The sequence below is a fragment of the Evansella cellulosilytica DSM 2522 genome (assembly GCF_000177235.2).
GTDB lineage: Bacteria > Bacillota > Bacilli > Bacillales > Salisediminibacteriaceae > Evansella > Evansella cellulosilytica.
In genome coordinates this window covers 4,203,361-4,229,455 of record NC_014829.1, presented here as the reverse complement: position 1 = coordinate 4,229,455, position 26,095 = coordinate 4,203,361, and the positions used below count along the sequence as shown (strand labels likewise).

The 26,095-nt window shown below is 38.6% G+C and carries 20 protein-coding genes and 1 pseudogene; 6 read left to right on the top strand and 15 right to left on the bottom strand.

The window, feature by feature from the left end; genetic code table 11:
* Positions 1–386 precede the first annotated feature (386 nt).
* From BCELL_RS19250 to BCELL_RS19240, 3 genes are all read right to left on the bottom strand, one after another.
* The gene (locus BCELL_RS19250) at positions 387–668 is read right to left on the bottom strand and encodes a helix-turn-helix domain-containing protein (RefSeq protein WP_013490462.1); all 282 of its coding nucleotides are present in this window, start codon (positions 666–668) and stop codon (positions 387–389) included.
* A 261-nt stretch (positions 669–929) separates the two neighbouring features.
* Positions 930–1,964 (bottom strand): hypothetical protein, encoded by a 1,035-nt coding sequence (locus BCELL_RS19245; protein WP_013490461.1) that lies wholly within the window; start codon positions 1,962–1,964, stop codon positions 930–932.
* 99 nt (positions 1,965–2,063) lie between these two features.
* Positions 2,064–2,564, bottom strand: coding sequence for a hypothetical protein (locus BCELL_RS19240; RefSeq protein ID WP_013490460.1), 501 nt, complete (start codon positions 2,562–2,564; stop codon positions 2,064–2,066).
* 445 nt (positions 2,565–3,009) lie between these two features.
* Between BCELL_RS19240 and BCELL_RS19235 the strand changes: the two genes are divergently transcribed.
* On the top strand, positions 3,010–3,534 hold the full coding sequence (locus tag BCELL_RS19235; protein ID WP_245547052.1) for a sigma-70 family RNA polymerase sigma factor: 525 nt from the start codon (positions 3,010–3,012) through the stop codon (positions 3,532–3,534).
* Positions 3,535–3,609: 75 nt separating this feature from the next.
* On the opposite strand, the gene BCELL_RS19230 is transcribed toward BCELL_RS19235, so the two are convergent.
* Together BCELL_RS19230 and BCELL_RS19225 are read right to left on the bottom strand one after the other, a co-directional pair.
* On the bottom strand, positions 3,610–4,200 hold the full coding sequence (locus BCELL_RS19230; protein ID WP_013490458.1) for a hypothetical protein: 591 nt from the start codon (positions 4,198–4,200) through the stop codon (positions 3,610–3,612).
* A 52-nt stretch (positions 4,201–4,252) separates the two neighbouring features.
* On the bottom strand, positions 4,253–5,095 hold the full coding sequence (locus tag BCELL_RS19225) for an SDR family oxidoreductase (protein ID WP_013490457.1): 843 nt from the start codon (positions 5,093–5,095) through the stop codon (positions 4,253–4,255).
* Positions 5,096–5,283: 188 nt separating this feature from the next.
* Here BCELL_RS19225 and BCELL_RS21840 point away from each other — a divergent pair, with 188 nt between their 5' ends.
* Positions 5,284–7,146: a DUF5011 domain-containing protein gene (locus BCELL_RS21840; RefSeq protein ID WP_013490456.1), complete on the top strand. Its 1,863-nt coding sequence runs from the start codon at positions 5,284–5,286 to the stop codon at positions 7,144–7,146.
* Positions 7,147–7,441: 295 nt separating this feature from the next.
* Here BCELL_RS21840 and BCELL_RS19215 read toward each other — a convergent pair whose 3' ends face one another.
* Complete coding sequence (locus BCELL_RS19215) at positions 7,442–8,203, bottom strand: transposase (protein ID WP_013490455.1); 762 nt, start codon at positions 8,201–8,203, stop codon at positions 7,442–7,444.
* A 561-nt stretch (positions 8,204–8,764) separates the two neighbouring features.
* On the opposite strand from BCELL_RS19215, the gene BCELL_RS19210 reads away from it, so the two are divergent.
* On the top strand, positions 8,765–9,016 hold the full coding sequence (locus BCELL_RS19210; RefSeq protein WP_013490454.1) for a hypothetical protein: 252 nt from the start codon (positions 8,765–8,767) through the stop codon (positions 9,014–9,016).
* A gap of 214 nt (positions 9,017–9,230) precedes the next feature.
* Here the strand turns inward: BCELL_RS19210 and BCELL_RS19205 are convergent, their stop codons facing one another.
* From BCELL_RS19205 to BCELL_RS19195, 3 genes are all read right to left on the bottom strand, one after another.
* Positions 9,231–10,001 carry an alpha/beta hydrolase gene (locus BCELL_RS19205; protein ID WP_041808424.1) on the bottom strand — a complete coding sequence of 257 codons (771 nt, stop codon included), beginning with the start codon at positions 9,999–10,001 and terminating at the stop codon, positions 9,231–9,233.
* Between the two features lie 156 nt (positions 10,002–10,157).
* Positions 10,158–10,778, bottom strand: coding sequence for a glycosyltransferase family 2 protein (locus BCELL_RS19200; protein ID WP_013490452.1), 621 nt, complete (start codon positions 10,776–10,778; stop codon positions 10,158–10,160).
* Between the two features lie 779 nt (positions 10,779–11,557).
* Positions 11,558–12,565 carry a DUF3231 family protein gene (locus BCELL_RS19195; RefSeq protein WP_013490451.1) on the bottom strand — a complete coding sequence of 336 codons (1,008 nt, stop codon included), beginning with the start codon at positions 12,563–12,565 and terminating at the stop codon, positions 11,558–11,560.
* A 437-nt stretch (positions 12,566–13,002) separates the two neighbouring features.
* Between BCELL_RS19195 and BCELL_RS19190 the strand changes: the two genes are divergently transcribed.
* Together BCELL_RS19190 and BCELL_RS19185 are read left to right on the top strand one after the other, a co-directional pair.
* Positions 13,003–13,485, top strand: a complete 483-nt coding sequence (locus BCELL_RS19190; RefSeq protein WP_013490450.1) for a hypothetical protein — start codon at positions 13,003–13,005, stop codon at positions 13,483–13,485.
* A gap of 198 nt (positions 13,486–13,683) precedes the next feature.
* Positions 13,684–14,367 (top strand): hypothetical protein, encoded by a 684-nt coding sequence (locus tag BCELL_RS19185; RefSeq protein WP_013490449.1) that lies wholly within the window; start codon positions 13,684–13,686, stop codon positions 14,365–14,367.
* Between the two features lie 716 nt (positions 14,368–15,083).
* Here BCELL_RS19185 and BCELL_RS19180 read toward each other — a convergent pair.
* The 4 genes from BCELL_RS19180 to BCELL_RS19165 form a co-directional block, all read right to left on the bottom strand.
* Positions 15,084–17,162, bottom strand: a complete 2,079-nt coding sequence (locus BCELL_RS19180) for a methyl-accepting chemotaxis protein (protein ID WP_013490448.1) — start codon at positions 17,160–17,162, stop codon at positions 15,084–15,086.
* Positions 17,163–17,687: 525 nt separating this feature from the next.
* Positions 17,688–19,043 (bottom strand): cytochrome P450, encoded by a 1,356-nt coding sequence (locus BCELL_RS19175; protein WP_013490447.1) that lies wholly within the window; start codon positions 19,041–19,043, stop codon positions 17,688–17,690.
* A 212-nt stretch (positions 19,044–19,255) separates the two neighbouring features.
* Entirely contained in the window at positions 19,256–20,293 is a 1,038-nt protein-coding gene (locus tag BCELL_RS19170) for an alpha/beta fold hydrolase (protein ID WP_245546899.1), read from the bottom strand.
* Positions 20,286–20,831: a hypothetical protein gene (locus tag BCELL_RS19165; RefSeq protein WP_041808422.1), complete on the bottom strand. Its 546-nt coding sequence runs from the start codon at positions 20,829–20,831 to the stop codon at positions 20,286–20,288. Before BCELL_RS19165 ends, BCELL_RS19170 begins: the two co-directional genes overlap by 8 nt.
* 368 nt (positions 20,832–21,199) lie before the next feature.
* On the opposite strand from BCELL_RS19165, the gene BCELL_RS23260 reads away from it, so the two are divergent.
* Positions 21,200–24,442 carry an IPT/TIG domain-containing protein gene (locus BCELL_RS23260; RefSeq protein WP_013490444.1) on the top strand — a complete coding sequence of 1,081 codons (3,243 nt, stop codon included), beginning with the start codon at positions 21,200–21,202 and terminating at the stop codon, positions 24,440–24,442.
* A gap of 122 nt (positions 24,443–24,564) precedes the next feature.
* Here the strand turns inward: BCELL_RS23260 and BCELL_RS19155 are convergent.
* Both BCELL_RS19155 and BCELL_RS19150 read right to left on the bottom strand, forming a co-directional pair.
* Positions 24,565–25,428: pseudogene (locus tag BCELL_RS19155) on the bottom strand (IS3 family transposase); the annotation flags it as partial.
* Positions 25,392–25,955, bottom strand: coding sequence for a helix-turn-helix domain-containing protein (locus BCELL_RS19150; RefSeq protein ID WP_013487640.1), 564 nt, complete (start codon positions 25,953–25,955; stop codon positions 25,392–25,394). The gene BCELL_RS19150 and the pseudogene BCELL_RS19155, both read right to left, overlap by 37 nt.
* Positions 25,956–26,095 lie beyond the last annotated feature (140 nt).

The window sequence follows — 26,095 nt, the reverse complement described above, 5'->3', positions numbered from 1 at the left end:
TAATTAGTATAGTTTTTACTAGAATTAAAGCGCTATCATTTTTTTGATTCATTAGTTCGACTAGGATAATGGGGACGGATCTCATTTGCCAATTTTCTTCTGAAATAATCACAAACGGTTTTTAAAATCTAGCTTTTGACCGTCAATTCATAACAAGAAATTTTAAAAGCTCCCCCCTATTTAAACAAGAATTCTTTTGTTCATACATTCACATACACTCCTAAGTTTTTTTATTTATATAATCATAGATTTTCTATGAAATATAAGCTGAAGGTTTTTCTAATCCACTTGGGTTTTATTTAAGCGGTGGTCGTATGTCTCAGGTGATATGGTTCAGTAGTGGTTTTTGAAGGGTGAAGATATTTGAGGTAAGGAGAAGGGAGGTGTTATTTTCCAGAATCCCTTCTTTGTTGTTTTACAAATTCTTTTAACATACTTTGTGAGTCTTCTACAATGAGGTTCATATCTATCTCTAATGCTTCCGCAATTAACACGATATTAGTAAATGAAAGATCCATTTCTCCACGTTCAAACGCACCTAACGAGTTATGGTGTATTCCAGCAAGCCATGCTACTTCTTCGATAGACTTTCCAGTTTGTTTTCGCAGCTTACGCAATTTCTCTCCGTTTAACGGCTTTACCATTTGCTCTAACTTATCTTTTTCCAACAGATATGCTCCTTTTTAAGAACATTATCTAGTTGAATAGAAATAGTGAACACACAGTATACTGTGTGTTTTGGTGTTTTTTTCGTCAGGTATTAAGACAGAGGGACAGGTTCCTCTGTCTTACTTTCTTGATACGGCACAAAAGGAACTGTTCCCTTGTCTTAAATGTAAGTACGCCCCAAAATAAAAGTGTAAAGATCAATGGAACACTGGATCTTTGTTCCTTCTAGATAAGACAAGGTACCTGTCCCTGCTGTCTTACTAGTTTAGCATCATAAATGAAAATTCGTCTTCCTCTGATTTGAAATTAACGCTCAACGTTCTTCCTTCGACATCGAATGAGACCAAATATCCGCCGTCAAGCATGTCTTCGCCCTCTGAGAACGGTTCCCCTAACAGCTCGACAAAGTCGTCATAGCGATAATCATAGCTTCCGTCGTTAACGTATTCTAAGGAAGTCACCTCTTTACTTTGTTCAGAAAAGAAATACATGTCGTTTCCCCAACTATGAAATCTTCCGCCTCTCCAATAATCATCCTGCTCGGGCTCACCTTCTTGTCCGATGATATATTCAATATGGTTTCCGATCCTATACCTCATCGGCGGGAGATACCCTTCCCTGATTCGGTCTTTAAACATGTGATTGAGAAACATCATATCTATTTCAATCAACGTTTTGTCATGGCCATCATACTCCCAAGTATTACCGCCCTCGACAATTATTTTTTCAAAACCCAATTCGAAACGCTCATCAAAAAGAAAAGCATTTTCTTCTTCGATTTGGTTAATCGTTTCTAATTCTTTTACTTCTTCATCTTCTATGTAAAAGAAATGTCCTAGCAGCTTATCCTCTTCAGTCAATTCACTCAATACAAAGTATCGTTCAGCATCAGTTTCTACAAACGGAAACGCCTTATAAGAAAACTCATGTTCTAATAAAAACCGTTGTTCTTTTCCGTTTAACATCGTGTCATGCTCAATAAAATCATCGCTACTTTCTGCTTGAGTGGCAATTTTAAAATCACCAGTCACCAGATCATTGTCTATTTGAGCATCGTCAGCATAAATATACACAGAGTATAAATCAGCACGATTCCCATAAAGCTCAAACGTAAAAATAGCTTTATCAGCAATAGATTTTTCTTCTTTTTCTTCTTCGGTTTCTTCTGGTTCTTCGATTTCTTCTTGTACCTCTTCATCAGGCTCTTCTACTATCGCTTCTCGTTCCCCATCTTCTCCACTACAACCAACAATAAATAAAAGTGCAGTAAAACTAATAGAAAATAATTTAAACACAAATGCTCCCCCTTCATTTTTTTACTTTATGAGTCTCCTATAAAAATATGATCATTTTTGTGTCGTTAGCTTTGTATCTTAGACAGAACTGCAATGATATTAAAACAGCACATAAACAATGGTAGCTATTAACAAACTACCAATAATAGAAAACAAGACACCTGCTCCAAACCCCTTTATATGAAATAAATAGTTTTTGTAATCTGGGTGCCCATCTGTTCCAGGTATTACAGTGAAACTTGGCGTCACTTTACAAATTATTATCCAATCAATAATCACCAAATCTACTAAATTAAAAATATTAATAATAATAAAACTAACTATCCATATTTCCATATAGGAAAGGCTGTATAGATTGTCTAAATAGATGGCGTATAGTAGTGGGATTCCAAATGACAAAATCATAAAAATACTGCCGAAAATTTTAGTGTGCATTTGCTCTTTCTTACTTTTTCCCATCACTTTTTCTTGTATTGATTTTGGATATGACTGCAGTAAAATCCTAGGATTTATATACTGAATAAAAACAACAAGCACACTTAAAATAATAGAATATATAAAACCTACAATAATAACCTCGAACATATCAAAGCTAAACATTTTCATCACCACCTATAATGTCTTTCTTTCTTAGCTTAGCCATTAGTTGTAATGGCACAATACATCTCTCATTACATCCAGTTTGACATAACTTGGTAAATCGCTCAAGACAGAGGGACAGGTTCCTCTGTCTTACTTTCTTGATACGGATACAAAAGGAGCTGTTCCCATGTCTTAAATGAAAGTACGCCCCAAAATAAATTGAGCGAGATACTGCTCATTGTGCCTTCTAGATAAGACAAGGTCCCTGTCCCTGCTGTCTTTCTTTTTTATACATTTATGCCGTTTGCGCTATCGAAACGTGCAGTTTCTCCTAAGGAAACTGCACGTTTATTTAATAGATACGTATTTTTCCCTACGTCGTTGTTTTCTTAAAAAGGCTATACAATGGCGTTACCGCGGAAAGAGCGGAAGCGCGCTTCCAAGAGGAGAAAGTCCCTTGGATATGAAAAAAGAAATAGAGTTTGAGGAATGCTGTGCTGCCTACATGCCACTCGTGCATTCTCTTATTAGAAAGTGGCGGCTAGAGAGAGAAAGAGATGAGTACGTTCAAGTTGGGAGAATTGCGATTTATGACGCATGGAGAAACTATAACCCTAGTGCGGGTCCTTTTGCAGCCTATGCAAAAAGCTATATTTGCGGACGAATGAAAACAGCCATCTATAAGCAAGACAAATGGGGGACAAGTAATCTCTCAACCGATCAGGAAATTCTGACCGCCATATCACCACCAGCAAACAATGATGCCGAAATGATGATCGTCTTAAACGATTGGCTACATACCGTCAACCTATCAAACCGAGAAAAACTATGGGTACACGAAGCAATATTCAACAATCTCAAACCAAAAGAAATCGCCGAAAAATACCAAGTTCAAGTAACAACCGTAAAATCATGGCGAAAAGAAGCACTACAAAAACTCCGCACTACCAAAACCGCTAACGGGGACGGTTCTCATTCGCCGTTTTGACGATCACTAAGTAAGACAGAGGAACCTGTCCCTCTGTCTTGCTTCTTGCCAAGGCCGACAGAAGCATCTCTCTGTCTAGTTCAATAAATCTTCTAATTCACCTAGTATTCTGCAGTTTGCCCACAAGTCTTGAACAGACATCGTGCGTTCTATTTTAGCCATTCGATTATAATTGTAAGCCAATTGCTCTATTTGTTGGCTTTGACTCATAATGTGATTAGATAATTCGCTGTGCATTTGTGCAGGGATTGTAAAAGAACGTAATGTATGAATTACAGGTACATTTTCACCCCATTGTAAAGTGAGGGGTAAATCCACTGCCGCTATTAATAATGGATTGTGATCGAGCCAGTTTTTAATAAAATGTCCATGTTTTTTTCCAAAAGGTAGTATTAAAGATTGATACAGCAAGGATGAATTATTGTATGATATTTTGAAGAGTAAGATAGTAAGGTGGTCCTTGGTGTGTTTCATTTCGGGGGTTATGTATAATCCAACTTCTACTCTTCCATTTCTAATAATAGTTTGATCCCCCTGCTTAACTCGTATGGTTGCGATCCCAAAATTGTATTTATCAGATTGTTCTAGTGTTATATCGTGAGGTAATAGTTCATAAAAAATAGGTTCTCCAACTTTAAGGTAGTTATCAACTGATTCAATGTTCATAATATCCTCCCAGATAATACAGATGTAAGACAGAGGAACCTGTCCCTCTGTCTTATTCCCCAACCTGCGCCTTACTCCATTCCCAAAGTTTTTCTGCAAGACGCTCGTCTTTTGCCCGCTTTGACAGCTTAGCGACCTTACAATTGATAAAGTATTCGCCCGAGCTATCTTTCACTTCAGGGCTCGTCGCTAAATAGATACTCGTTGCCGCACCCTCGTTCGGCGTCTTAAAAAACGGAGTAAGTAATTTGTACACACCTTTGCCAAAACCCGTCTGACGATTGACACCTAGGCTCGTGGCCACAGCGCCAGGATGAAGCGTGTTCACCGTGACCGCGGTATCCTTTAACCGTTTCGCCAATTCCTTTGTAAAAAGAATATTTGCTAGCTTGGACTGCCCATACCCTTTAAAAACGGTATAACCCTTTTTCAAATGAGGATCCTGCTCGTAAAAGTTCCCCCATGAATACCCGCCAGAGGAAACGTTGATAATTCGCCCCTGCTCGGACTTCAATAGAAGGTCTAGGAGCAAGTTGGTCAAAAGGAAATGACCAAGATGATTGACGCCCATCTGCCATTCAAAGCCGTCCTTTGTTTCCTGTCGCTTCAATGAAATTACACCCGCGTTGTTAATTAACACATCTATCGTTTTGTGTGTTGCAGTAAAACGTGCTGCAAACTCTCGGATACTCTGTAGATCACCCAAATCAACGATCCACATTTCTAACGCCTTATTTCCACTTTCCTCTTGCACCTTCCTTAGCGCTTCATAACCGCGTTCCTTATCCCTCGAAAGCAAACAAACTCGATACCGTTTTTTCGCAAGCTCAATCGCTGTGGCTAATCCAATCCCAGAAGTTGCCCCCGTTACTACAACCGTCTTTTGCGGATACATATGTAACCCCCATTCACTCGTTCTACAATTAATATAGCTTGTATTTAGCATTTTGAGAAGAGACAGAGGGACCTGTCCCCACGTCTTACAAATTGACAAAAAAATGTTTATATAGACAATATTTTGATAATTTTGTAAACTAATAAAGATCTAACTGTTCTCTATTCTATTATAAAAGGGGTATGTATGTGGAAAGAAGAAAATTTCATAAGAAATCATCTCCGTTGTTCTTGATTGTCATTTTAATTTTATCGTTGTTCATTTCTGGTTGTACCGTTGCATTTAGGGGAGTACTGAACGAAAATGAAGGTTTTTATTTACAAAGTGAGGATGCTTCAGCAACTTTAACTGAAGTTGATGCTTATTCAAACATTCTTGTTTCCGTGGATCCTTTAACAACAGTAGGTGGATTTATCGCGTCACCAGTTGGTGAGAAAACAGTTTACTGGGTACCTAGGTACTTGCATTCACAGGATGGTTTCACGTATTACGATTTCTTTACGGAGGAAGGCCGCCCTTCCACCGTGCCAGCAGATGCACAATTTAATGGTTTAATCATTGATCCGATGGAACCAAATAGAATGCTTGTTTCTCTACGAATCCTTGACGAAAACAATGAAAGCGTTGATGGCTATACACATGTTTATGTAAGCGAAACAAATTCAACAAATGGCATTTGGTTTTATGACTTCGATTACGTAATAGGTAGTGTAATTGCGCCTCTAAGTGAAGAGGAATATCGACCTAGTGAAGGTTGGAGAACGGCTGATTCAACATCCACTATTTTTGGCTATTTCAACAAAGTCGACCACAGCTTTTTCGATTTGTTTGACGAAAGTCACAGTTATTTTCTGGAAGATTTACTCAATCCTTTACTTCATAGTTTAGGAGAAAACACGACGAATCCACAGGCTGGAGTAACCGAGGTTTTCACATACATAAATGATGATGTATGGGATCAAGGAAGTTTTTCATTAGACTTGAAGTCCGGTGAAATTGACTTTACGACTGTTGAGATTCCACTTCCGCAACTATCAGCAAGTTTAACCGCTGAGACAGGGACAGTTCAACTGGATTGGCCTGAAGTATTCGGCGAAGTCTCAGGCTACAAAATTTATCAAGATGATGTGGAAATTGCGGAGGTTGATCCACATACAACGACAATCGATATCGCTAATTTAACAGTAGGTGAGACTTATGCATTCTCTGTTAAAGGTATTGTAGAAAAAGATGATGTTCTTGCTGAAACGATACTCACGTTGTCTACATCTCAATTTGTTGCGGATGAAGAAGCCCCAGTGTTTTCATTAAATGGAAGTAATCCGATGACGCTAGAAGTTGGCAGCCCTTATATTGAACCCGGCTTCACAGCAATAGATAATGTCGATGGGGACATAACAAACGACGTGGTAGTTTCCGGCTCCGTTAATATCGATGAAATCGGCGAATATACACTTGTTTACACCGTCTCAGATAGTGCAGGAAATGAAGCGGAAGCGACTCGTGTTGTCCACGTAGTTGATACAACTGCACCTGTCATTTCATTGGACGGAGACAATCCGCTAATCATAGAAAAAGGTAGTGAATTCGTTGAACCCGGCTATACTGCCGTTGATAATGTAGATGGAGACATCACGGATCAAGTTGCCGTAACAGGTGAAGTAGATACGAACACACCTGGTGAATATACGCTAACCTATTCCGTTAATGATAGCGAAGGGAATAATGCCCAAATTACAAGAGAAGTAATTGTAAAAGAAACCGAGATTCCACCACCACCTACTGAGCATCCAGAAGAAGATGGAACAGAGGAAGATAGTACAGAGGAAGGTGGAACAGAAGAAGATAGTACAGAAGGAGAAACTACGGAAGAAGCTTCAGACGAAAAAGGTAGTGCCGAAGAAAATACACCAGAAGAAGACAAAGCAGAAGAAGTAAAAACCGAAAAAGACGAAGCTCTACCAAACACATCCACGAATATCTACAACATGCTATTCGCTGGCATGCTATTCGCCCTAATGGGAGGCATCACACTAATAATCAGAAGATAAAAGTAAGACAGAGGGACAGGTCCCTCTGTCTTACTTTCTTGATACGCGCGATGAGACAGAAAGCCCTAGTATGGAAAGTAGATCAAAATAATAAAAAAAGCCATTGTTTTCATTGTAAAATAGAAGAACCTACCACAGCACTTCTAAATACACCTTAGTAGAGGAGATGAAAACAATGGCTCATAATTATTGAAACATATTTAGGAGAAAAATGAAAGTCTCTTAAGACAAAGGGACAGGTTCCTTGTCTCATGGATTTGCGAGTGAATAAGACAATGTGACCTGTCCCCTTGTCTTACTTTATACGCTCGATAATGCTTTTGGATACCCCTGTTATTCTAGAAATTTGGCGGATGGATACGCCCTCCAGCTTTTTAAGGTGAGCTAAAACAGCATATCTACTTTCTCTATCCATTTGCTGAAGCATACTGTTGCTATTCACCCCTCTCGTTCGAAGAATCTCTCTAACCTGATCATCTGAGAGCCTCCATTTTTGGTTGGATTCGAAGCACTGATCAGTATTTTCTTTTTGCGTATGGGAGAGGAACTGTTCCATTGCAATACTTCTGTCGGAGGAAAATAAATTCAATGCCCGATCGATGTCAGTAATATGTACTTTATGTAAGTACTCATGAATACTGGTCCATTTGCAGTCAAAAACACTTTCAACCAATCCCGCCCTAAGTGGATTTTGATGAATATACCTTAATACTGTAATAAAATAACGAGCGCTTTCAACACTTTCACTCTTAAACCTCTCCTGGAACAAATGTCCACATCGATGATACTTCCTGTTATACCAATAAACGTAACTTGAACTGATCCGCTTCATAATAGTGGATATGGGCTCCTTCGTTTCCATCATTAACAAATGGACATGATTATCCATTAAACAGTAGCCATATAATTCAAAACAACTGATGACTTTGTATTTTGCTAACGTCTCCAAAAATTTGTGCTTATCATTGTCATCTTCAAAAATTGTCTGCTTATTAATACCTCGCAGCATGATATGATAAATAGCAGTTTTACTCTTTTTCCTTGGTTTTCTTGGCATGTAATTATCGCCTCCAACAACTTAGATTATTGAATTGTCAAAAAACACGGATCAACATCCGTAAAAGGAACTGTTTTAATAGGGGAATAGCTAAGGGACTTGGAATACTAGATGACGAAAAGGACAGGGCAAAAATCCTTCCTAAAAAAAAGTAGTGAAAAACTCGAAGTTTACTATGAAAAATAAATTCTAACTTCCAAAAATCATGGTGACGTGACTAATAAAAATAGGTAAATGATTGAGTAACATTGAAGTGTGCAAGAGGTTAAACGCGGAAATAATATTAATAGTAATATTATATCTATAGACCTGAAATCTGTCGAGAGGAAAGGGTAAGACAGAGGGACAGGTTCCTCTGTCTTACTTTCTTGCGCCCGGCATGTATAACAGCTAGGTGTGAAAGTCCACTACAGGCTTGGCAGTGGGAACTGTTAGCGAATGGCAAGGGTGTCCACCGTGAGATGGATTCTGAAGGTAAGACAAGGTACCTGTCCCTGCTCTTTTTTGTATAGCAAATGTTCTATAAAGGTAGTATAATCTTCTAAAAAGGGGGTGATAGAGATGAGTGAAAAGCAAATGGATCGGTTTGAAGGAATGCTTACTCAACTAGTTTCCATGGTAGGGCACCTAAAAGAAGATGTGGATACGTTGAAAGCAGACATGACAGGAATGAAAGCTACTCAAGAAAAACAACATGCAGAAGTGATGGGGAAACTAGAATTATTGAGAATGGATCAAGAAATTACATGGCAAAAAACGGTTGAAAATGAAAGAAATATAGAGCGATTAACTAGACAAATTTCAAATAACTAACTTAAACGGATATTTTCGGCTTCTTACTACTTCTATTATTATATTATCCTTCTTTTATTACAACTCATGCATTGATGACACGACAAATGAATAAGAAAAAAACAGTCGATCATCTTGGTCGGCTGTTTGTTTGTGTAGGTTTTCAAATGGGACGGAGGTACCTCTGTCTAATTTTCTTGATACGCGTGACGAGACAAAGGTACGATGTTTTTTTCTAGATAAGACAAGGAACCTGTCCCTGCTGTCTTGTTGTCTTCGATATGAATGTAACGCTATCGTTGATGATTTTTTCATTATCATAGTCCATGGAAGCGACGTGATAGGAATTGGTTAAGGTAATGATTTCTTTTTGTGTTGTTTGTAATTGATCATAAGCATCATTCGTACTCTCTGGAGGTACGACATGGTCTACGGATGATCGGAATAGTAAAACAGGACATTCCACCTGGTGAATATGCTGTTTTGTGTATTGTGCAACACTGAGTAATTCGTTGATTGCTGTAATAGGAATGTATGGATAAGTAATTTCATGAACATTTTTATTTTTTATATCAGGTGCGGATTCCTCTATAAACCTCGGCGAGATTTTATTTCTGTACATTTCTAATCCTGGAACTTCGTATGCCACGTTTAATGTAATGACACCTGCTATATCTTTGAATCTACCAGCTATGATAAGGGCTAAAAGGCCTCCCATCGATTGACCAACGACAAAAATCTGGGAACACGTTTTTTTCAACTCAAGATAATTTTCTTCTAGATCAGTTATCCAGTCATGATATGTTGCTTTTTCAAAGTCATAAGGATCGGTACCATGCCCTGTAAGTCGTGGCGCTCTCACTGTAAAACCTTTCGCGGCAAATTTTCTACCGATTGTCTCCATGCTTTGCGGCGTACCAACAAACCCGTGGCATAATAAGATACCAACATCATTCCCCTTCAAATGAAAAGCCTCGGCCCCTTGAATAATTGATGGATGATTCATAACTGAAGTCCCCTTTCTAAAACAAATCTTCATTGTTGATAATTCCTACTTGTTTACTTTGTTTTAATATATCACCAAACTGTTGCCCCTGTCAACGGCTAACGGGGACGGCTAACAGGGACGGATCTCGTTTGCCTTTTACTTATCAAACAGAGTCTATTTTTTAAACAATGCCCAATAAGCAAATCTAATAGACTTTTTTAGTATGTTGTAATTAGAGTGAACAGAAACGCCTTCTTCTCTCTCTCGAACAGTAATAGGGACTTCGGCGATTCGTTTTCCTAACCTTTTTTCTTTAACAAGCAGCATGCCACCATAAGCAGTATCATCTTTAAAGTTTTCAACTTCTGTTTTCCTCATCGCTTTAAATCCGGTTGTTGCATCACTAACGCCAGAGAACCGAGCGATAATCTTCTCTCCTAATCGAGGGAGGCTATTTCGAACACCGAGGACAATATCGGCTTGGTCATTAAGGATAGGACGAACGACATCATGAATAGACGCAACGGGATGCTGACCATCCGCGTCTATAGTAACAACGACATCGTGACTAGCATTTACGATACCAGTGGCAATTGCTTCAATTGGACCACCGTTCGTGGACTGCTTAATTACACGTACATGAGAGAATTGACTCGCAACCTGCACCGTATCATCGGTACTACAATCATCAACAACAATAACCTCCGCATCACTAACAGCCTGTTCAATAGCAGCTAGTACCTTCCCAATAGATTTCCCTTCATTATAAGCCGGAATAACGATAGTAAATTCCATAAACACAGCACACCTTATCTAAGTCATAATATCTCATTATAACAATTGCTTTAAGCAATTGGCTAACGGGGACGGATCGGAACCAGTGAAAAAGTACTTATACTTATGTGTAGACTAATAAGTATAAAGTTATTTGAATATAGAAGTTGATGAGACCTGTGCAAACTCGCTTTCCGCGGGCGGCTGGTGAGCCTCCTTCATGCTTTGCATCTCCGTAGTCTCACCCCTGCCTTTGCTTCCCGCAGGAACGAGCGTTACTTCGTCGCCTTATGCTTCGAGTTGTCTCGACGGATACCTCCAAAGCATATGCTTGTAGAGGAAGAGACAGTTACCTCGCTTGCTCCGGTCTCATCAACTCTTTCTCTAATTAGGTACTCTGAATAATAATGCAACAATATATTAATTTTTACACTTTTTCAGCGGTCTCGGACGGATCTCGTTTGCCATCGAGCGGTAATCGATATCTTAATAAGAGAATGGTGTCATCGTATAAAGGGGACATCATTCTCGTTTTTACTTATAAAAATTGCCGGGAAACTAATTTTGTGGGTTAGTGTTGTTTTGAAATAGATTTTATATTTGAAAAGAGGGGGGAGGATATTGCATAACTTCGAAAAGGCGCTGTCCCCCTTTTACCTTGTCGAAGAGAGAGGACTTTGTTTTTCCGTAATAATGTTTTCGGTCTCTAGTGATGCTGTTCTTACCTATAAACGTTAAAATAAAACAGTACAGATTTTTAGTAGCTACATAGGAACGCCTGCAACCTCCGTCGCAAAATCCTAGCTATTCTTATCAATTAATTGTTTTCTATCTGTAGCATGAGGGGGTTGCTCCATCCATCCTTTGCTGACGATGATTTTAAACCCTTCCTGACCGTATTTTAATACCTCGAGTATGAGTTTACTGAAATGTGCAGTAAGGTCGGCCCTCATGGATAGGGATAATGAGTGTCCGAGGAGAGTGATGTCCATTTGATTTAGTGAATGAAATAACATGATGATTAGTCGATCGGAAAAAGGGGAGGTGGTCGAATCTGTCACTTCCATAGTAACTGGACTAGACCCAAGCATATCCTCTTGTAACAAAATGTCGTTAAACAATTTATTTTGCTTGTCACAAATTTCTTTTCCTTTTTTTATATATTTTTTTATTTCATCATCTTTTACAATTTGGAGTAACCCTAAACAAAGGATCGATCCAAAATAGTTTCTTACCGTGTTATAAAAAATTTCATTCAGTTCAATCGCATTGATGGGTCTCTTTTTATTAATATACCCAGATATAATGGAGGCATTGGTGATATACTCCACCTTTTTAGGGTAGTTGATCATAGGGGGGCGATCATAGACCCCTTTTTCCAACATTAATGTAGCCGACGCATTGAATAAGTTCGTTGACCCACTTAAGCACTCCGTAAAAAACTCGCGTACATCGGTCCTTGCAACACCAGCGGTTATAAATGAGTAATTTACCATGGACAATCTACTCATCGAATAGACAAAGCTCAATGAAAATAAATCATGAAAAAGCGCAGGTGCTGATAAATCAACATCATCATCAGAAAAAGCATGTGGAATGGGAATACCTTCCTTGTGAAAAATCTGATTTATCTCTTGAATATGGTATTGAGATATATGTAGAGCTTTTTGTAATAATGGCTTTATTTCCTCATCTTTAAGATGCTGTTTTAAATGTTTCATAAAACAAACAGCCATTGTCTCTTGCATATAAGTTGTCCATAACCCTGCTATTTCAGTACTTGATAGTCGTATATTCTTTTCATTCATCTACCATCACCTCAGTCAAGTCATATTCACCCTCAATATCGAAACAATGCTGCAATCCATTAATAGAGGCAAATAAAAGTTCTAATAATATATTTTCTTCAAATTTCATCCATTCATACATAATACGCGTAAGACACAGGGACAGGTACACTGTCTTATTTTTGGCTAATAGGGACGGACCTCGTTAGCCGGATTGTCTCTGAATATTATATTAGTCGGTGCTAAGAATCGATTTTGAGGTGTTTTCCGGGCTATATAGAGTTGTGCTTGTTCGGCCGTTACTAAGATAAAACACAAAAAAAGTGAAAGGATCTTCTTAACTATTATGATATGATTAGTTAGGCTAATTTCGATGGTAAATGTCTATCTCCATGACTACTTAGCCAATAACCTTTTTCAAAACGATTTTAATCAGAATATTAGGAGAGGAAATTACTATGGAATTACAGGTGAAGGATTCGTCTATTAAAACATTTTCATTATTTTTAGTCATCATTACATTTTTTTTACCTTGGTATGCTGAGGAATATAGTGGTCAGAGACATTCTCTATTTGACGATGTGCGAAATTGCATCAATTTGCTATTTACTGGCGAATTGGCTTCATTAGTAAATTACTATTCTCTTTATGGGTTTTGGATTAATACTAATATCATTTTATCTGTTGTCTTCGGCGCAGCAGCAATACTTATTCCAATTTTAGCAGTAACTGTTTTTTATCAGATGAAGAAAGGAAAAACACATAAGGCAAGTATAATCATCATACTAATTTTGATGTTAGGCAATATGTATTTTATTACCCATTTGTACGCAACTAACTTGAAAATTGGATTCTTTCTTTCTATCATATCGATCGTTTTATTAGTGATTCCGGGTTTGATCAGTAAGGTAGTGAACCATGGCTTGAAAAAGATTGGCTAACAGGGACGGACCTCGTTAGCCTTTTGCCAATTATCAAAGGATTTTTTACGAAAGAGTGTTTATTAACAGTAATGAAATAGCCGTAAAAGGTGTATATGAAAATATATCTGTAGTATATTTAATTTCAAATATTTTAGATAAAGAAGTATAATAAAACAATTCAGAATAATATGTTTATTAATATGAAGGAGGTTTTCTATGAGTGATTGGTGGGATATTAGACCAGATGGAAGTGGGGGTTATTACGCCTATGCTCCAATTTCTATGACGCCTTTAGTTGTATTTGCAATAATTATTTATTTTTACGCAAACTATATTGATGCTCCGTTAAGGGAAGCAACAGACCAAGTTCTCGTGATGTATTTTTCATTTGTGCGGGGCTACTTTATCTTATTTATTTTATTGTTTATCGTCGGTTTAATTGTTTGGAAGAAAGTTAGTAATAATTTTATAAGGATCCCTATGAATCTCGTTACTTATTTTAGTTTTTTCATTCTTTGCTCGTATGTTTTCTCTTGGGGACTAGTAAATATGAATACATACGAATTGCCAGCAACTATGGATTACCCTATTTTTTATGCCATTTTCTTCGCAATTTACCTCATTGTTGTCCATGTCGTGTTAGCACTCATTTGGATTTTTATTGGTAAGGATTGGATGGAGGATGTTGCAGAAGATAGGGATTATGAAAAAAATGAAAAGAAAAGAAAAAGAAAATTTCAAAAAAAGATGGGAAGAAAAACGGGATTTAGTGCTATCATTTACAACTCTTATAAGCGTAAGAAAAACAACATAACAGAAGAACGCGTCCAGTATGGGAATTCATGGTTCCTTGAAAGAAGGAAAGACGGCATTTTAATACAGAGAAAGAAAATAAACTAAAGAAGGCTAACAGGGACGGACCTCGTTAGCCTAGAGCCACCACATGTAAACAGAGTGTGAAAGCAATGTGGAGGACACGTCTTCGGCTCCCATAGGCCAGCTTAAGATCCGTCCCACATGCTTCTTGGTAATTCGGACATCATTCTGATTAAGTCATATCGGTATTACCTACAATTTCTTTTTCTGATAACACCACCCACCACATATCTGTATCGTTTGGGTGTCTTACCCAATGTGTTAAAATGTAACATTCTAAATGAAGAGAACGGTTCCGACTTGTCGGAACCGTTCTTCTTTTCACTCTCTTTAATTAACGTAAAAATCGAGATTTCCTAGAATGGGAATCTACTACTAGCTGGCAACAGAGATCCGTCCTTGTTAACCGCAGCTATCTTTTTTTGGCAAACGAGAACCGTCCGTAACCAGTGAAAAAGAACTTGCTTTTAGTGAGCCCCTAATAAATATAAGGTTATTAGTATATAGGAGTTAAAGAGACCTATGCAAACTCGCTTTCCGCGGGCGGCTGGTAAGCCTCCTCAATGCTGCGCATCTGCGGGGTCTTACCTCTGCCTTTACTCCCGCAGGAGTCTCGTTTGCTCCGGTCTCTTCAACTCTTTCTATAAATTTATAAATTAGGTACTTTGAATAATAATGCAACAATATATTAATTTTTACACTTTTTCAGCGGTCTCGAACCGTCCCCATTCGCCATAGTCTTATAGTTTAAATTTAGATACTTCCTCTGTTAACTCTTCGGCCATTTTTGCTAGTGTGGCAGCACTTGCTGTTATTTCCTCTACGGTTGCTGATTGCTGTTCAGAAGAAGCGGCAACCTCTTCTGATGACGCAGCAGACTGCTCTATGATAGCTGATATTTCTTCTATAGAAGCCAAAACTTTTTGGGAGTTATACAACACATTTGCCAAAACTTCTTTTGTGTCATTACTCATATCTTCTGTGCCTTTCGTATAAGAAACAATATCCTTTAGTGAAGTGCCTACCTTTGAGATAACATTCATTTGTGATTGTACCGAAGATAGATTTTCTTCCATTTTTAATACAATCTGATTTGTTTCTGACTGGATTCCTTCAATTAATGTACGAATTTGAGTAGCTGAGTGAGCTGATTGCTCAGCCAGTTTACGAACTTCATCGGCTACGACGGCAAACCCTTTCCCATGCTCACCTGCTCGGGCTGCTTCTATCGCTGCGTTAAGTGCAAGGAGGTTTGTTTGTTCAGCCAGTTCAGAAATGACAGTAATAATGTCGCCAATCTCTTCCGACCGATGCCCCAATGACTTTACAGCATTTGCGGTTTCTTGCACTTGATCATTTACTTCCTCAAGCTGTTTTACTGATTCCTGAGCTATTATATCTCCTTGATGTGCTGATTCACTTGACTTCTTCGCTATATCTAACACCTTTAAGGAGGCTTCTTCCCCTTTGTTTACATCTTCTACCGTATTTTGCATCATCTCTAGTATCGTTTTCGTATACTCGGATTGCTTTGATGCACCATCAGCAATCTCGTTGATCGTAACACTTATTTGATTAGAGGATTCACTCGTTTCTGTAGCACTTGTAGCTAGTTCCTCTGATGCTGCAGAAGCCTGCTCTGCACTTGATGTGACGTTACGTATCATGCCTGAAAGATTGCGTTTCATTATATCAAAGCTTCTCGTAATTTCTCCAATTTCATCTTTTCTTTTTAAATAACGCCCATCAATGTCCTCTGTAAAGTCTCCATCGGCAATCTTATTCCCTGTATAAACAGTTGCTTTTATTGGCTTTGTAATAGATACAGCAATCCATAGAATCACACCTGCAATAATAAATAGACCAATAACCGTTGCAGCGATCACTGTTATCAATATATCCCTTGCTTCTTTTACCACTTCTGATTCAGGAACTATAATCATAGCTGACCACCGCTCGTCCGTATAGCCTAGAGTAACAGGCTCAGCATCGTATATAATCCCGTTCATTACTAATTCTAAATCTTGCCCTGATTGAACACTAGTTTGAACCTCATCTAAAATCGCGTTGGGTATAATTTCACTAAGTTCCGTACCCATATACTCAGTGTTCGGATGAGAGACGATTTGTCCTTCATTAGAAATAAGTATGGCAAAACCAGTATCATAAAATGTGAAAGAACTGACACGCTCTTGGATATAATCCAATGAAAGATCGATCCCTACTACGCCAAGAAAGGTATCATTTTGTTTTACAGGCACAACAACGGAAAGGAACATAACTTGTTCCCCCTGCACTTCATACAAGTAGGGCTCTAATACAACCTCTGTCTCTTTTTGTTTTGGAATACTATAAAAATCATGACTGTCAGGGTCACTCGTTGGTTCACCAATAATTCGATTTTGTTCATCCCAATAAAAATAAGGAGTATATCTACCTGTATGGTCATGGTATTCCGCACCTGCATACTCACTATCTTTTCCGTCAAAGGAGTTTGGTTCCCAAATCGTCCAAATACCAGAAAAATTCGCGTTGTGTTCTAATACCGTTTGCAACATTGTATTCACTTGCTCACGGTTCATATCATCATGATTTTTCATACCTTCAAGAGCATTGGCAAGCGCCCTCGCACTATCTAGTGCCGCCTCAACTTCATTTTGTACTTCTAGTGACAGTTTTTCCGTCTCTATTTCCATTAAATCCATTGAAGTAGCTTTCGTCATTTGCCAAAAGTTAAAAATGGTATAGGTTGATACCGTTCCAAATAAAAGTAAAACGGTACCTAAAATGGAGATAAGCATTCTTGTTCGTAAAGTCATAGTTTGCACCTTCCCTATTTTAATATACTAATAAATCATACATGAATAGAAGACTAATAGAAATAGGTAATATATCGAAATGTGTCGAAATATGTAGAATTCCAAGAGGCTAATGGGGACGGATCTAGTTAGCCGGATCTGTAATATATTAGTATAGACTCTGACTTGAGTTATTCTATCGGACCCCGGTGGGTGGTTAGTAGAGGAGTCTTCATACTTGTTTATTCAAGATGCGTTCAATATGATTTTAGTGTAGTAGGTTATAACTCTATTGATGCAATTATATATGCTTAAGTTCTGGTGCCACGGTGCAAAATTATAAAAAAACTAAATGAAGAGAACGGTTCCTAAAAGTCGGAACCGTTCTTTTCGTTCTCTTTCATTCAACGTAAAAATCGAGATTTCCTAGAATGGGAATCTACTACTAGATGGCAACAGAGAACCGTCCCTGTTAACCGCAGCTATCCTTTTTTGGCAAACAGAACCGTCCCCATTCGCCCAACGAGAACCGTCCCCATTCGCCGTTTAGCGTCTTTTGGTGGTTAGTAATGTTAGGCCGTATTTTGGACGGAGTGTGATTAGCGGTTGTGGCTTGATTTTTTGTGGTTCGTGTGGGGATGTGAACTTAAACTGCTTCGATAAACAGGCAAGGACAAGGACTGCTTCCATAAAAGCAAAGTGGTTTCCGATACATACTCTTGGTCCACCACCAAATGGGAAATAAGCATATTCAGGTATCGTTTTAATAAAGTCATTTTCAAATCGCTCTGGAATAAACGTATGGGGATCTTCATAATATTTTCGGTTTCTTTGCATCACATACTGACTCATTAAAATCATGTCGCCCTTTTTTATGCGATAACCGTTTATTTCTGTATCCTCGGCAGCTTGTCTGCCTATAACGTATGCAGGAGGATATAGGCGCAAAGATTCTGATATGACATGTTGTGCGTAAGTCAGCCTGCCGAAATGTTCAGGTTTCACTGGTCCATCTCTAGTAATGCTAGCAATTTCTTTGAAGAGTTTATCTTGGATTTTTCGGTGTTGAGACAATAAATACAACGTCCATGTTAAAGCATTTGCTGTCGTTTCATGGCCTGCTAGAAAAATTGTCATCAATTCATCCCTAAGCTGGTTATCCTCCATACTTAATCCGTCAGTTTCATCCTTTGCTCTCATTAAAACGCCGAGTAAGTCTTCATGCTCTACCTCAGTTTCCTTTCTTTCCTTGATCAGACGGAAAAGGACATTATCTAGCTCCTTAATTGCCTGCTTATATTTCCGATTCTGTTTCACTGGAATCCAAAGCGGAAGCGGAAGAATCGAACGCATTCTCCTGACCGCAGTTCTCATTGTTTCCTCCATAGGCTCGCCGATTACTGAAGCACCTTCTTCAAACTCCATACTAAACATCGTTTTGCTAATAATGCCGAGAGCGATATCCATCATGTCGTCTGAAACAAGGCGTTCTGCCCTACTGCTCCATCTAGAAATATACTTGTTAGTCGTGTCTATCATATCCTGAGCATACGTTGTAATGTGTGTTTTCTTAAATGCTGGCTGTATCATTCTTCTTTGTTTGAGATGAAAACCTTTTTCACTCGTTAAAAGTCCGTTTCCAACAATTGATTTTAACGATTGTATATCTCTCGATTTTATAAAAGATTGTTGTTTACTTACTAGTATTTCTTTTATTAAGTCTGGGTCATTTACGAGATAAACGTCTTGAAATGGCCCTAAACGGAATTTCGAAACAGTGCCGTATTTTTCTGAGAGTGATGTAAGAAATTTAAGAGGGCTAGATTGAAATGCGCGAAGGCTTCCGGTAAGCCATTTCTCTTTAGGACCGGGAGGGTAGTTACTATTTCTTCTATTATTCAAGATATTTTACCTCCTTTTTTACTGCTGCAGAGCTATTGAAATGATGGCGCTAGAAAAAGGTAGTGATCATCTTTTTCGGTGTACTTATTGATAACTTATGGTGTTTTTGTCAATAAGCTTGTACTTTTGCGGAGGAGCAGAGAAAAGGGGCGGCAGCAGATACGTTATGAATGGGAAAAATCACGTGCCCGTACTGCTGCTTCAGTGGTTTGTTAAGAAATCTGGCTAATTGGAGAAGATCTTTCATGAAGCCAGTTAATTAAAAAAGTTGGTAGACTGCCTTTTACAGCTATAGTAACGTGCCCACCTCGGACAGTTTTGAAAAGTTTATCCTTACTGTTTGACTTATCCATGAGAGGTTTACTCATTTTGGGAGGAACTAATTCATCATCTAAAGCTGAAACAACGAGGAGACTTGATTGAATATTTGAAAGTTGTACCCTTTCTTTTTCAATATATAGCTGGTCGTTAATTAATTTGTTATTAATATAAAGGTCATACATGATCTTTTTCAATACTGCTCCAGAGAAGGGGACATGATCGTTTGCCCAGTTGTTTATACTAGACCATTTTTTTACGTAAGTTTCTTCGTCGGCACGTTTTAGAAGTGATAAGTAGGAAGAAACCGTTATTGGCGCAGTAAATAATTTCATCCACGCCTTTACAGCACCTACAGGGATAAATTCATTGGCATCAATCAGTGCATCAACAGGCAGTGATTTATTTTTTAATGCACGCTTCCATTCCTTCATGACGATACTATCCTTAAAATCTAATGGTGGAGCAAACAGGACGACATTTTTTACTGGTTCTTCAGCAATAGCAGCATAAATTGCAGCTAATGTTCCACCTAAACAATAACCGAGAATGGTGATTTCGCTTGCTTTCGAATGAAGTAAAGCTCTCCGAACACCTTTTTGAATATGCTTCTTAATGTAGTCATCAAGCGTTAGCTCTTTATCTTCATATCCTAGTGCGCCAAAATCTAGTAAATAAACATCATAGCCTTCTCTTGTAAAGGCATTTATCATACTCATTTCTTGAGAAAGGTCGAGTATATAAGGTTTATTTAGTAGTGAGTAGATTAAAAACAAAGGTGTGTGATATTTCTTCTGCTTTGGTCGGTAATGCCAGAGTGTCGATTTATTTTTTTTCCAAACAACTTGTCTTTGTATGGTGGCTGATTGATCACCTGTCAGGGAGGACGAATGCATGCTTTTTAAGTTGTTTCTGTTTATGTTGTCACTCAATTTTATTCAACTTTCTGATGAGTAATGTAGTAAGGTCTGAAAGCTCTTGATCCTTATCCTGATGATTAATTGTTTTAAAAATGAAATCCCTTTGCAGCTGCTTTAGTGGGTCAATAAGTAAGCTTTGTTTGCGCTCATCTGACTCGTTTTTTCTAGTGTTGCTAGTTTGTTTTGCGTCTTCAGTTATTTCATCGATTTCTTGAGTGAGGTTTTGAAGTTCAGGAGTATCTTGAAGTCTATCAGCAAGTATGGCGAACTTTTCTTCCAGTGAATCTATTTTTTCCTCTATCTGAATACTTATTTTCGCTATATTAGCAACGTCATCCTTAGTAGGAAGATTCAGGCGGAGTGCAATAATTTCACTCAACTCTTTTAGTAAACGGATTCCATCTTTTTGTTTTGACATCACTCTCTTAAGGTGCTTGATCTTTTTTTTGTCATCTAAAATGGAGTGAAGTTTTTCTTTCAAATCAATATCTACTTCAATTTTTGGAAGTTTAATAAAGTCCTCTAAATTAACTGTTTTTTTTGCAGGCATCACTGTCACCCTTTCATTCATTGTGAAGGTTGTCTCGCTATAGTATATACATTGTACAAATTACAGTGATGAAAATAGGCTAACAGGGACAGCTAACAGAAGCTAACGGGGACGGTTCTCGTTTGCCTTATCAGGCAAATGAGAACCGTCCCCATTCGCCCCCGACAAGTAACGACATTTCCTGTAAAAAAAGTTGTACCTTTTGGTTCATTGTGAACGATTTCATCGTTTGGTACGATACAGATACTAAAATAAATTGAATACTACGAATATTCAGTTTATTAAACCCGTAAAAAAGTAAGGGAGGTATTGTAGACAAGCTTGTCGATGAAGATTGTAAAAAATATAGCGTTGAAAGGAGCTATGATATGCCAACTAGTAGAATCTTGAATAATCCACGTATACGTGACAAAGAGATTAGACCTATTAGTCCTATCATAAAAAATCGAGTGCAGAATCCAGAAATTGCGGAAGGTTTTTTGAAACGTATTAATTTAGATTTAGATCTTTTAGATGAAGTAATTTTTGAGGTCCCGTCTAAAGGAATTCTTGATGAAGCGAAAGCAAAGCTAGAGTCCCTCGGTGTAGATAATCTCAATCAAGCCGAAAATTTATCGCTTTTTCAGAACCTAACCATTAATAGAGGGGGCTTAATGGCAGCACCAAAATTTCAACAGCGCGTAAAGAGTAGTAGGGATATTCAAATACATTCTGGAGCTGTTCCAAGTTTTCTTATGATGGCGAGTGTTGCTACTTGGCCACAGAGGGAATCTGTACTCATTGCGGATGAACTTGATTTAAATAATAAAACGATAACAATTATGCGTGAAAGTGTATCCCACTTGTGGATTATTGCGCGCAAAATTAAAGCGCGGCAAGGAGCAGTTATAACCTATTCACCACTGGAAAACCGAGAAGCTGGAGTGAAAGGTCGCGATGGAACTCCAAATCCTGCAGATCCTACGTTTAACCCAAATGAACGGCAAAGGACTCATGGGCCGCGTGGACAACGTGGAGGTAACGGAAATGCTGGCGGACCTGGTAGAGAAGGTTTTCGCGGTGAAGATGCACCGAAATTAACGATCTTAGCTCTTGAAATTGATGCCATGCCTGATATCATTCTTCCTGGTCAACAAGGTGGCCGGGGTGGACAAGGTGGTAGAGGGGCCGATGGTGGCAATGGTCAGCGAGGACAGGACTCAAGAAATGTCTTGATTGGCGCTTTTGGTGTAGGTAAATATGTTTGTGCTAGAAATGGTGGTGTTGGTCACGGTGGCCACGGTGGAGATGGAGGTAATGGTGGACAAGGTGGACCAGGAGGGAAAGGCGGTAATGGTAGTGATGTTACTATTGCGACGCAAATGAATACGCATCAAAATTTAATAGGATCATCCTATATATTGAGCAATGGACCTGGAAATGGTGGTCAAGGCGGAGAACAAGGCATACCAGGAAAAGGTGGTAAGGGTGGACAACCCGGTCACCTTGTAACGGGCTGTACCGCACGCCCTGAACGTGTGGGGAATACTGGGAAGAATGGCATTAGAACTGGCGATCTAGGAATGGGACAACCTGGTTCTCCTGGAAAAATCAACACTGCTATCATTACGGAAGAAGAATGGAACCGAAAGCTTCAGCAACCTTGGATTCTTTCGATCAATCCGACAGAAACATTTGCAGGAGAGCGTATAACGGTCAATGGACACCATTTTGTTCCTGATATGGAAGTAGTACTGATGGGACAACAGATAAATATTGACTATAACTATGATAAGCAGTTTACTTTTGTTTTACCTAACCAGATGTATGGAAAACATCAGTTCCATGTAGAAAACCCTTTTGGAGAACAATCGAATACGATGGAAATTGCCGTTCGTCCGTACATCACTGAGTTACAAAGAGACGGTCAAATGGTAGAAAGCTTTGCATCCGGTGACAAAGTATCGCTGATGGGCCGGTCGTTCGATCCAGATAGTTCTGTTTTGATGAACGGGGAACCGGCAGAAGCAAATTGGGTATCGAATAACCAAATTGAAATAGACATGCCAGAAGTAATGGGAGAGGATGCCGGTGGAACGGTCACGTTTGTCGTGCAGAACTCCGACGGCCTTAAAAGTAATTCATTTACAGCGAAACGACTACCTACGTTAGATAGTGGTTTTAGACCATCAATAAACGGATATGCCTTTCATAACTTCAGTGCAGGTAATCCAAACCTAAGTACGTTCAGGGAAACTTTCGGATCAAGAGAGATCATTACTTCATTTGTTCGTTATCCAGTGTTAACAGGAGCTTTCTATGCTTTTTATCGCTGGTTTTTAAGAAATAACGGGCATTGTACGGGAATGTCCGCCACGTCACTACAACGATTTCATAACGGTGTTCCGAATTTGTTTAGTGAAGGGCCTAATACAGTTGGCGCAAATCCATCACCTCAGCCACCGAACATTTCCGATGAATTAATGCATGAATTGGATGTGACGCAAGGACGAGTATTAAGCCGTGAATTAATTATTCACTATTCCAATCAAGGGCGTGCTGGTGTAGATCGAGTTGAACAAACAATTCGAGAAATCGAAACGGACTTTCGAAATGGGCTTGGTGAACGCGGAGCCCGTGTACTCTGCTTCATTCCGTCCGGTACGACGTGGGATATTATCTCCGACCCGGAAATACGTAGAGCATTTATGAAAAGCCATTGCGTAGTCCCGACTCGTATTGTGTACCCAGATGCGGAACAGAGTTTGGACGGCGCTCGACTTTACGTTTATGAAAACAATCGTCCCGAAAGAGAGGATCTATGGATTGATCTCATGGAGGTGAATGGTAAACTACATTTTGCTAATTCCTATTCATCAACAAACCTGCACTATACATCTGCAAATGGATTTACTCTCGGTACAGCCACTTTGAAAAAACAGCTATTTGATGACGTAAGCCTTCCGTTTTCCGGTGTGAATGCGCAGGTAGGTCTTGGCTCCTTTGTCATGGAGTTGATATTAAGTCCAGCACGCATCTCTATTGAAACAGATGACGGTAAAGTTCTTGGATATAAAGACGGCAAAATGCATTCTGATCCTGATCTTGGTTACGTTTGTCCTTGGTTAGAAAACTATATTTTGCTGCGTAACGATGCAAAAGTAAAGGAACGCGCCATCGTGGGAAATGATACAGGTACTTACACATATATGAGTATCCATCCTAACGGTCGATCTTTTACAATTAAAGACGCAGATTGCACAAGTACGACACGTGACAAAGTGTTGATTGACGATGCGTTCCAGAAAATGGAGGTGATTGTGAAAGAAAGCAAATCATTGAATCTCCATGTCGGTGAGGAACTTCCAGATGGAACTATCCGTTATGTGAATCTATCCTGTGCATTGAATCAAGACGAAGGCACCACACTTGAATTCCAAGACACATTGGACGGCATTGACTTGAAAACACCAGCCCGTGATCTAGACATACACCTTGAACTAAAGACATTCAAAAACGATATATTACTAGAAGAAAGAATGATAGATACAAATATCCCTAGTGCCAATCTCTTACACCTCCCACGAGGCATCTGGCATAACCTAAAACAATTCAACCCAGAAATCAAATAAAGGCTAACGGGGACGGACCTCTTTTGCCAAATTTACAAAACTTTCACGCTAATAGGGACGGATCTCGTTTGCCATATCAGGCAAATGAGAATGTTGTGACCCCTTAAAGTTAGAGTTTTATATTAATCTACTAATTGGCTGGTGTGGAGGCGGTATTGAACCGGACTCTTCCCAGCTAATTTCTTTTTAATGCGCTTGTGATTATAGTAATCTATATAATCTTCGATTTTTCCTTTTAATTCTTCGTAAGTACACAAAGCCTCTCCGTGATATATTTCTTGCTTTAGTAGACCAAAAAAGTTCTCCATTGGCGAATTATCCAAACAATTACCTTTTCTAGACATACTCTGAAAAACGTTATTTTCTTTAAGGAGTCCCACCCAATTTTTATGTTGATAATGCCAACCTTGATCTGAGTGAAGGGTTGTTCTATACTTTGCATCCTTTATGATTTCAAGGGTTTCTACTAAAGGTTCTAACACAAGTTGAAGATTTGGACGCGTGCTGATTCCAAACGAAAGTATTTCACTATTAAACAAGTCCATAATTGGATTTAAATATAATTTCGCCCCACCTAAACATTTTAATTCTGTGATATCTGTAGTTAGTTTCTGATGGGATACAGTCGTATGAAAACGGCGATTTATACGGTTTGGGGCTACTTTGCCCACAGGACCTTTATAAGAACTATACTTGCGTGATTTTCTACAGAACTTAGTTACTTTAAGTCCTAATTTTTGCATGATGCGTTGAACCTTCTTGTGATTAATTTGGTAACCTTGGTTTCTCAATTCTAGATGAATGCGACGATAACCATAATTCCCGTTGTGCTCATCGAAGATGGATTGGATTAACTCTTCAAGTGCCTGATCTGGGTTGTCTTTCTTCATCACTTTTATATGATAATGGTAAGAGGATTCTGGTATTCCCACTACTTGTAAAACATCTTTTAATTTGAACTCTTCTTTGAGTTCGAATGATAACGCTGCTTGTGCTTTTCGAGATAATCCTCCGGGTTTGCCCGAAAAGCTTGCAACTTTTTTAAATACTCTACCTCCAAACGAAGAAGCTCATTTTCCCTCTCTAACCGTTGCTCGTTTGTAAGTTCTTTTTCATTTATATTTTTCTTGTTTTTGTTCTTAGGTCTATCAGACATGGTACCTCGTCCTCTCGTTCGATCCAGGGCTTCAGCCTTATCTTCACGAAAAGATTTTTTCCATGAAGCAATTAAAGTGGGACTATCTAACCCAAAATGGAGGGCTGTTTGGGTTTCTGAAGTTCCTGTTCTTTTAATAAAGCTTAATACATCTAGCTTAAATTGAACAGAATAAGTTCCCTTATGCCCATTACTTTTTATTCCTTCTTCTCCGAACTTCTCATATATCTTCACCCATCTTTCAACCAATGATTTTGATTTAATATGATGCTTTTTGGCTAGACGCCTGAAGCCTAGAATTCCTTCTTGATATTCTTTAACGACTTTAATCTTTAATTCATCATTATATTTAGGCATAAATAAACACCCCAAAAGTTAGATTTTTCACTCTAACTTTTGGGGTGCACTACAGAACCGTCCCCATTTGCCGTTTTTGTTAACTTACTTCCGTGATGCAAAGAAAGGGAGGTGTGTCATCGTTCTCTTTTCTATAGTAG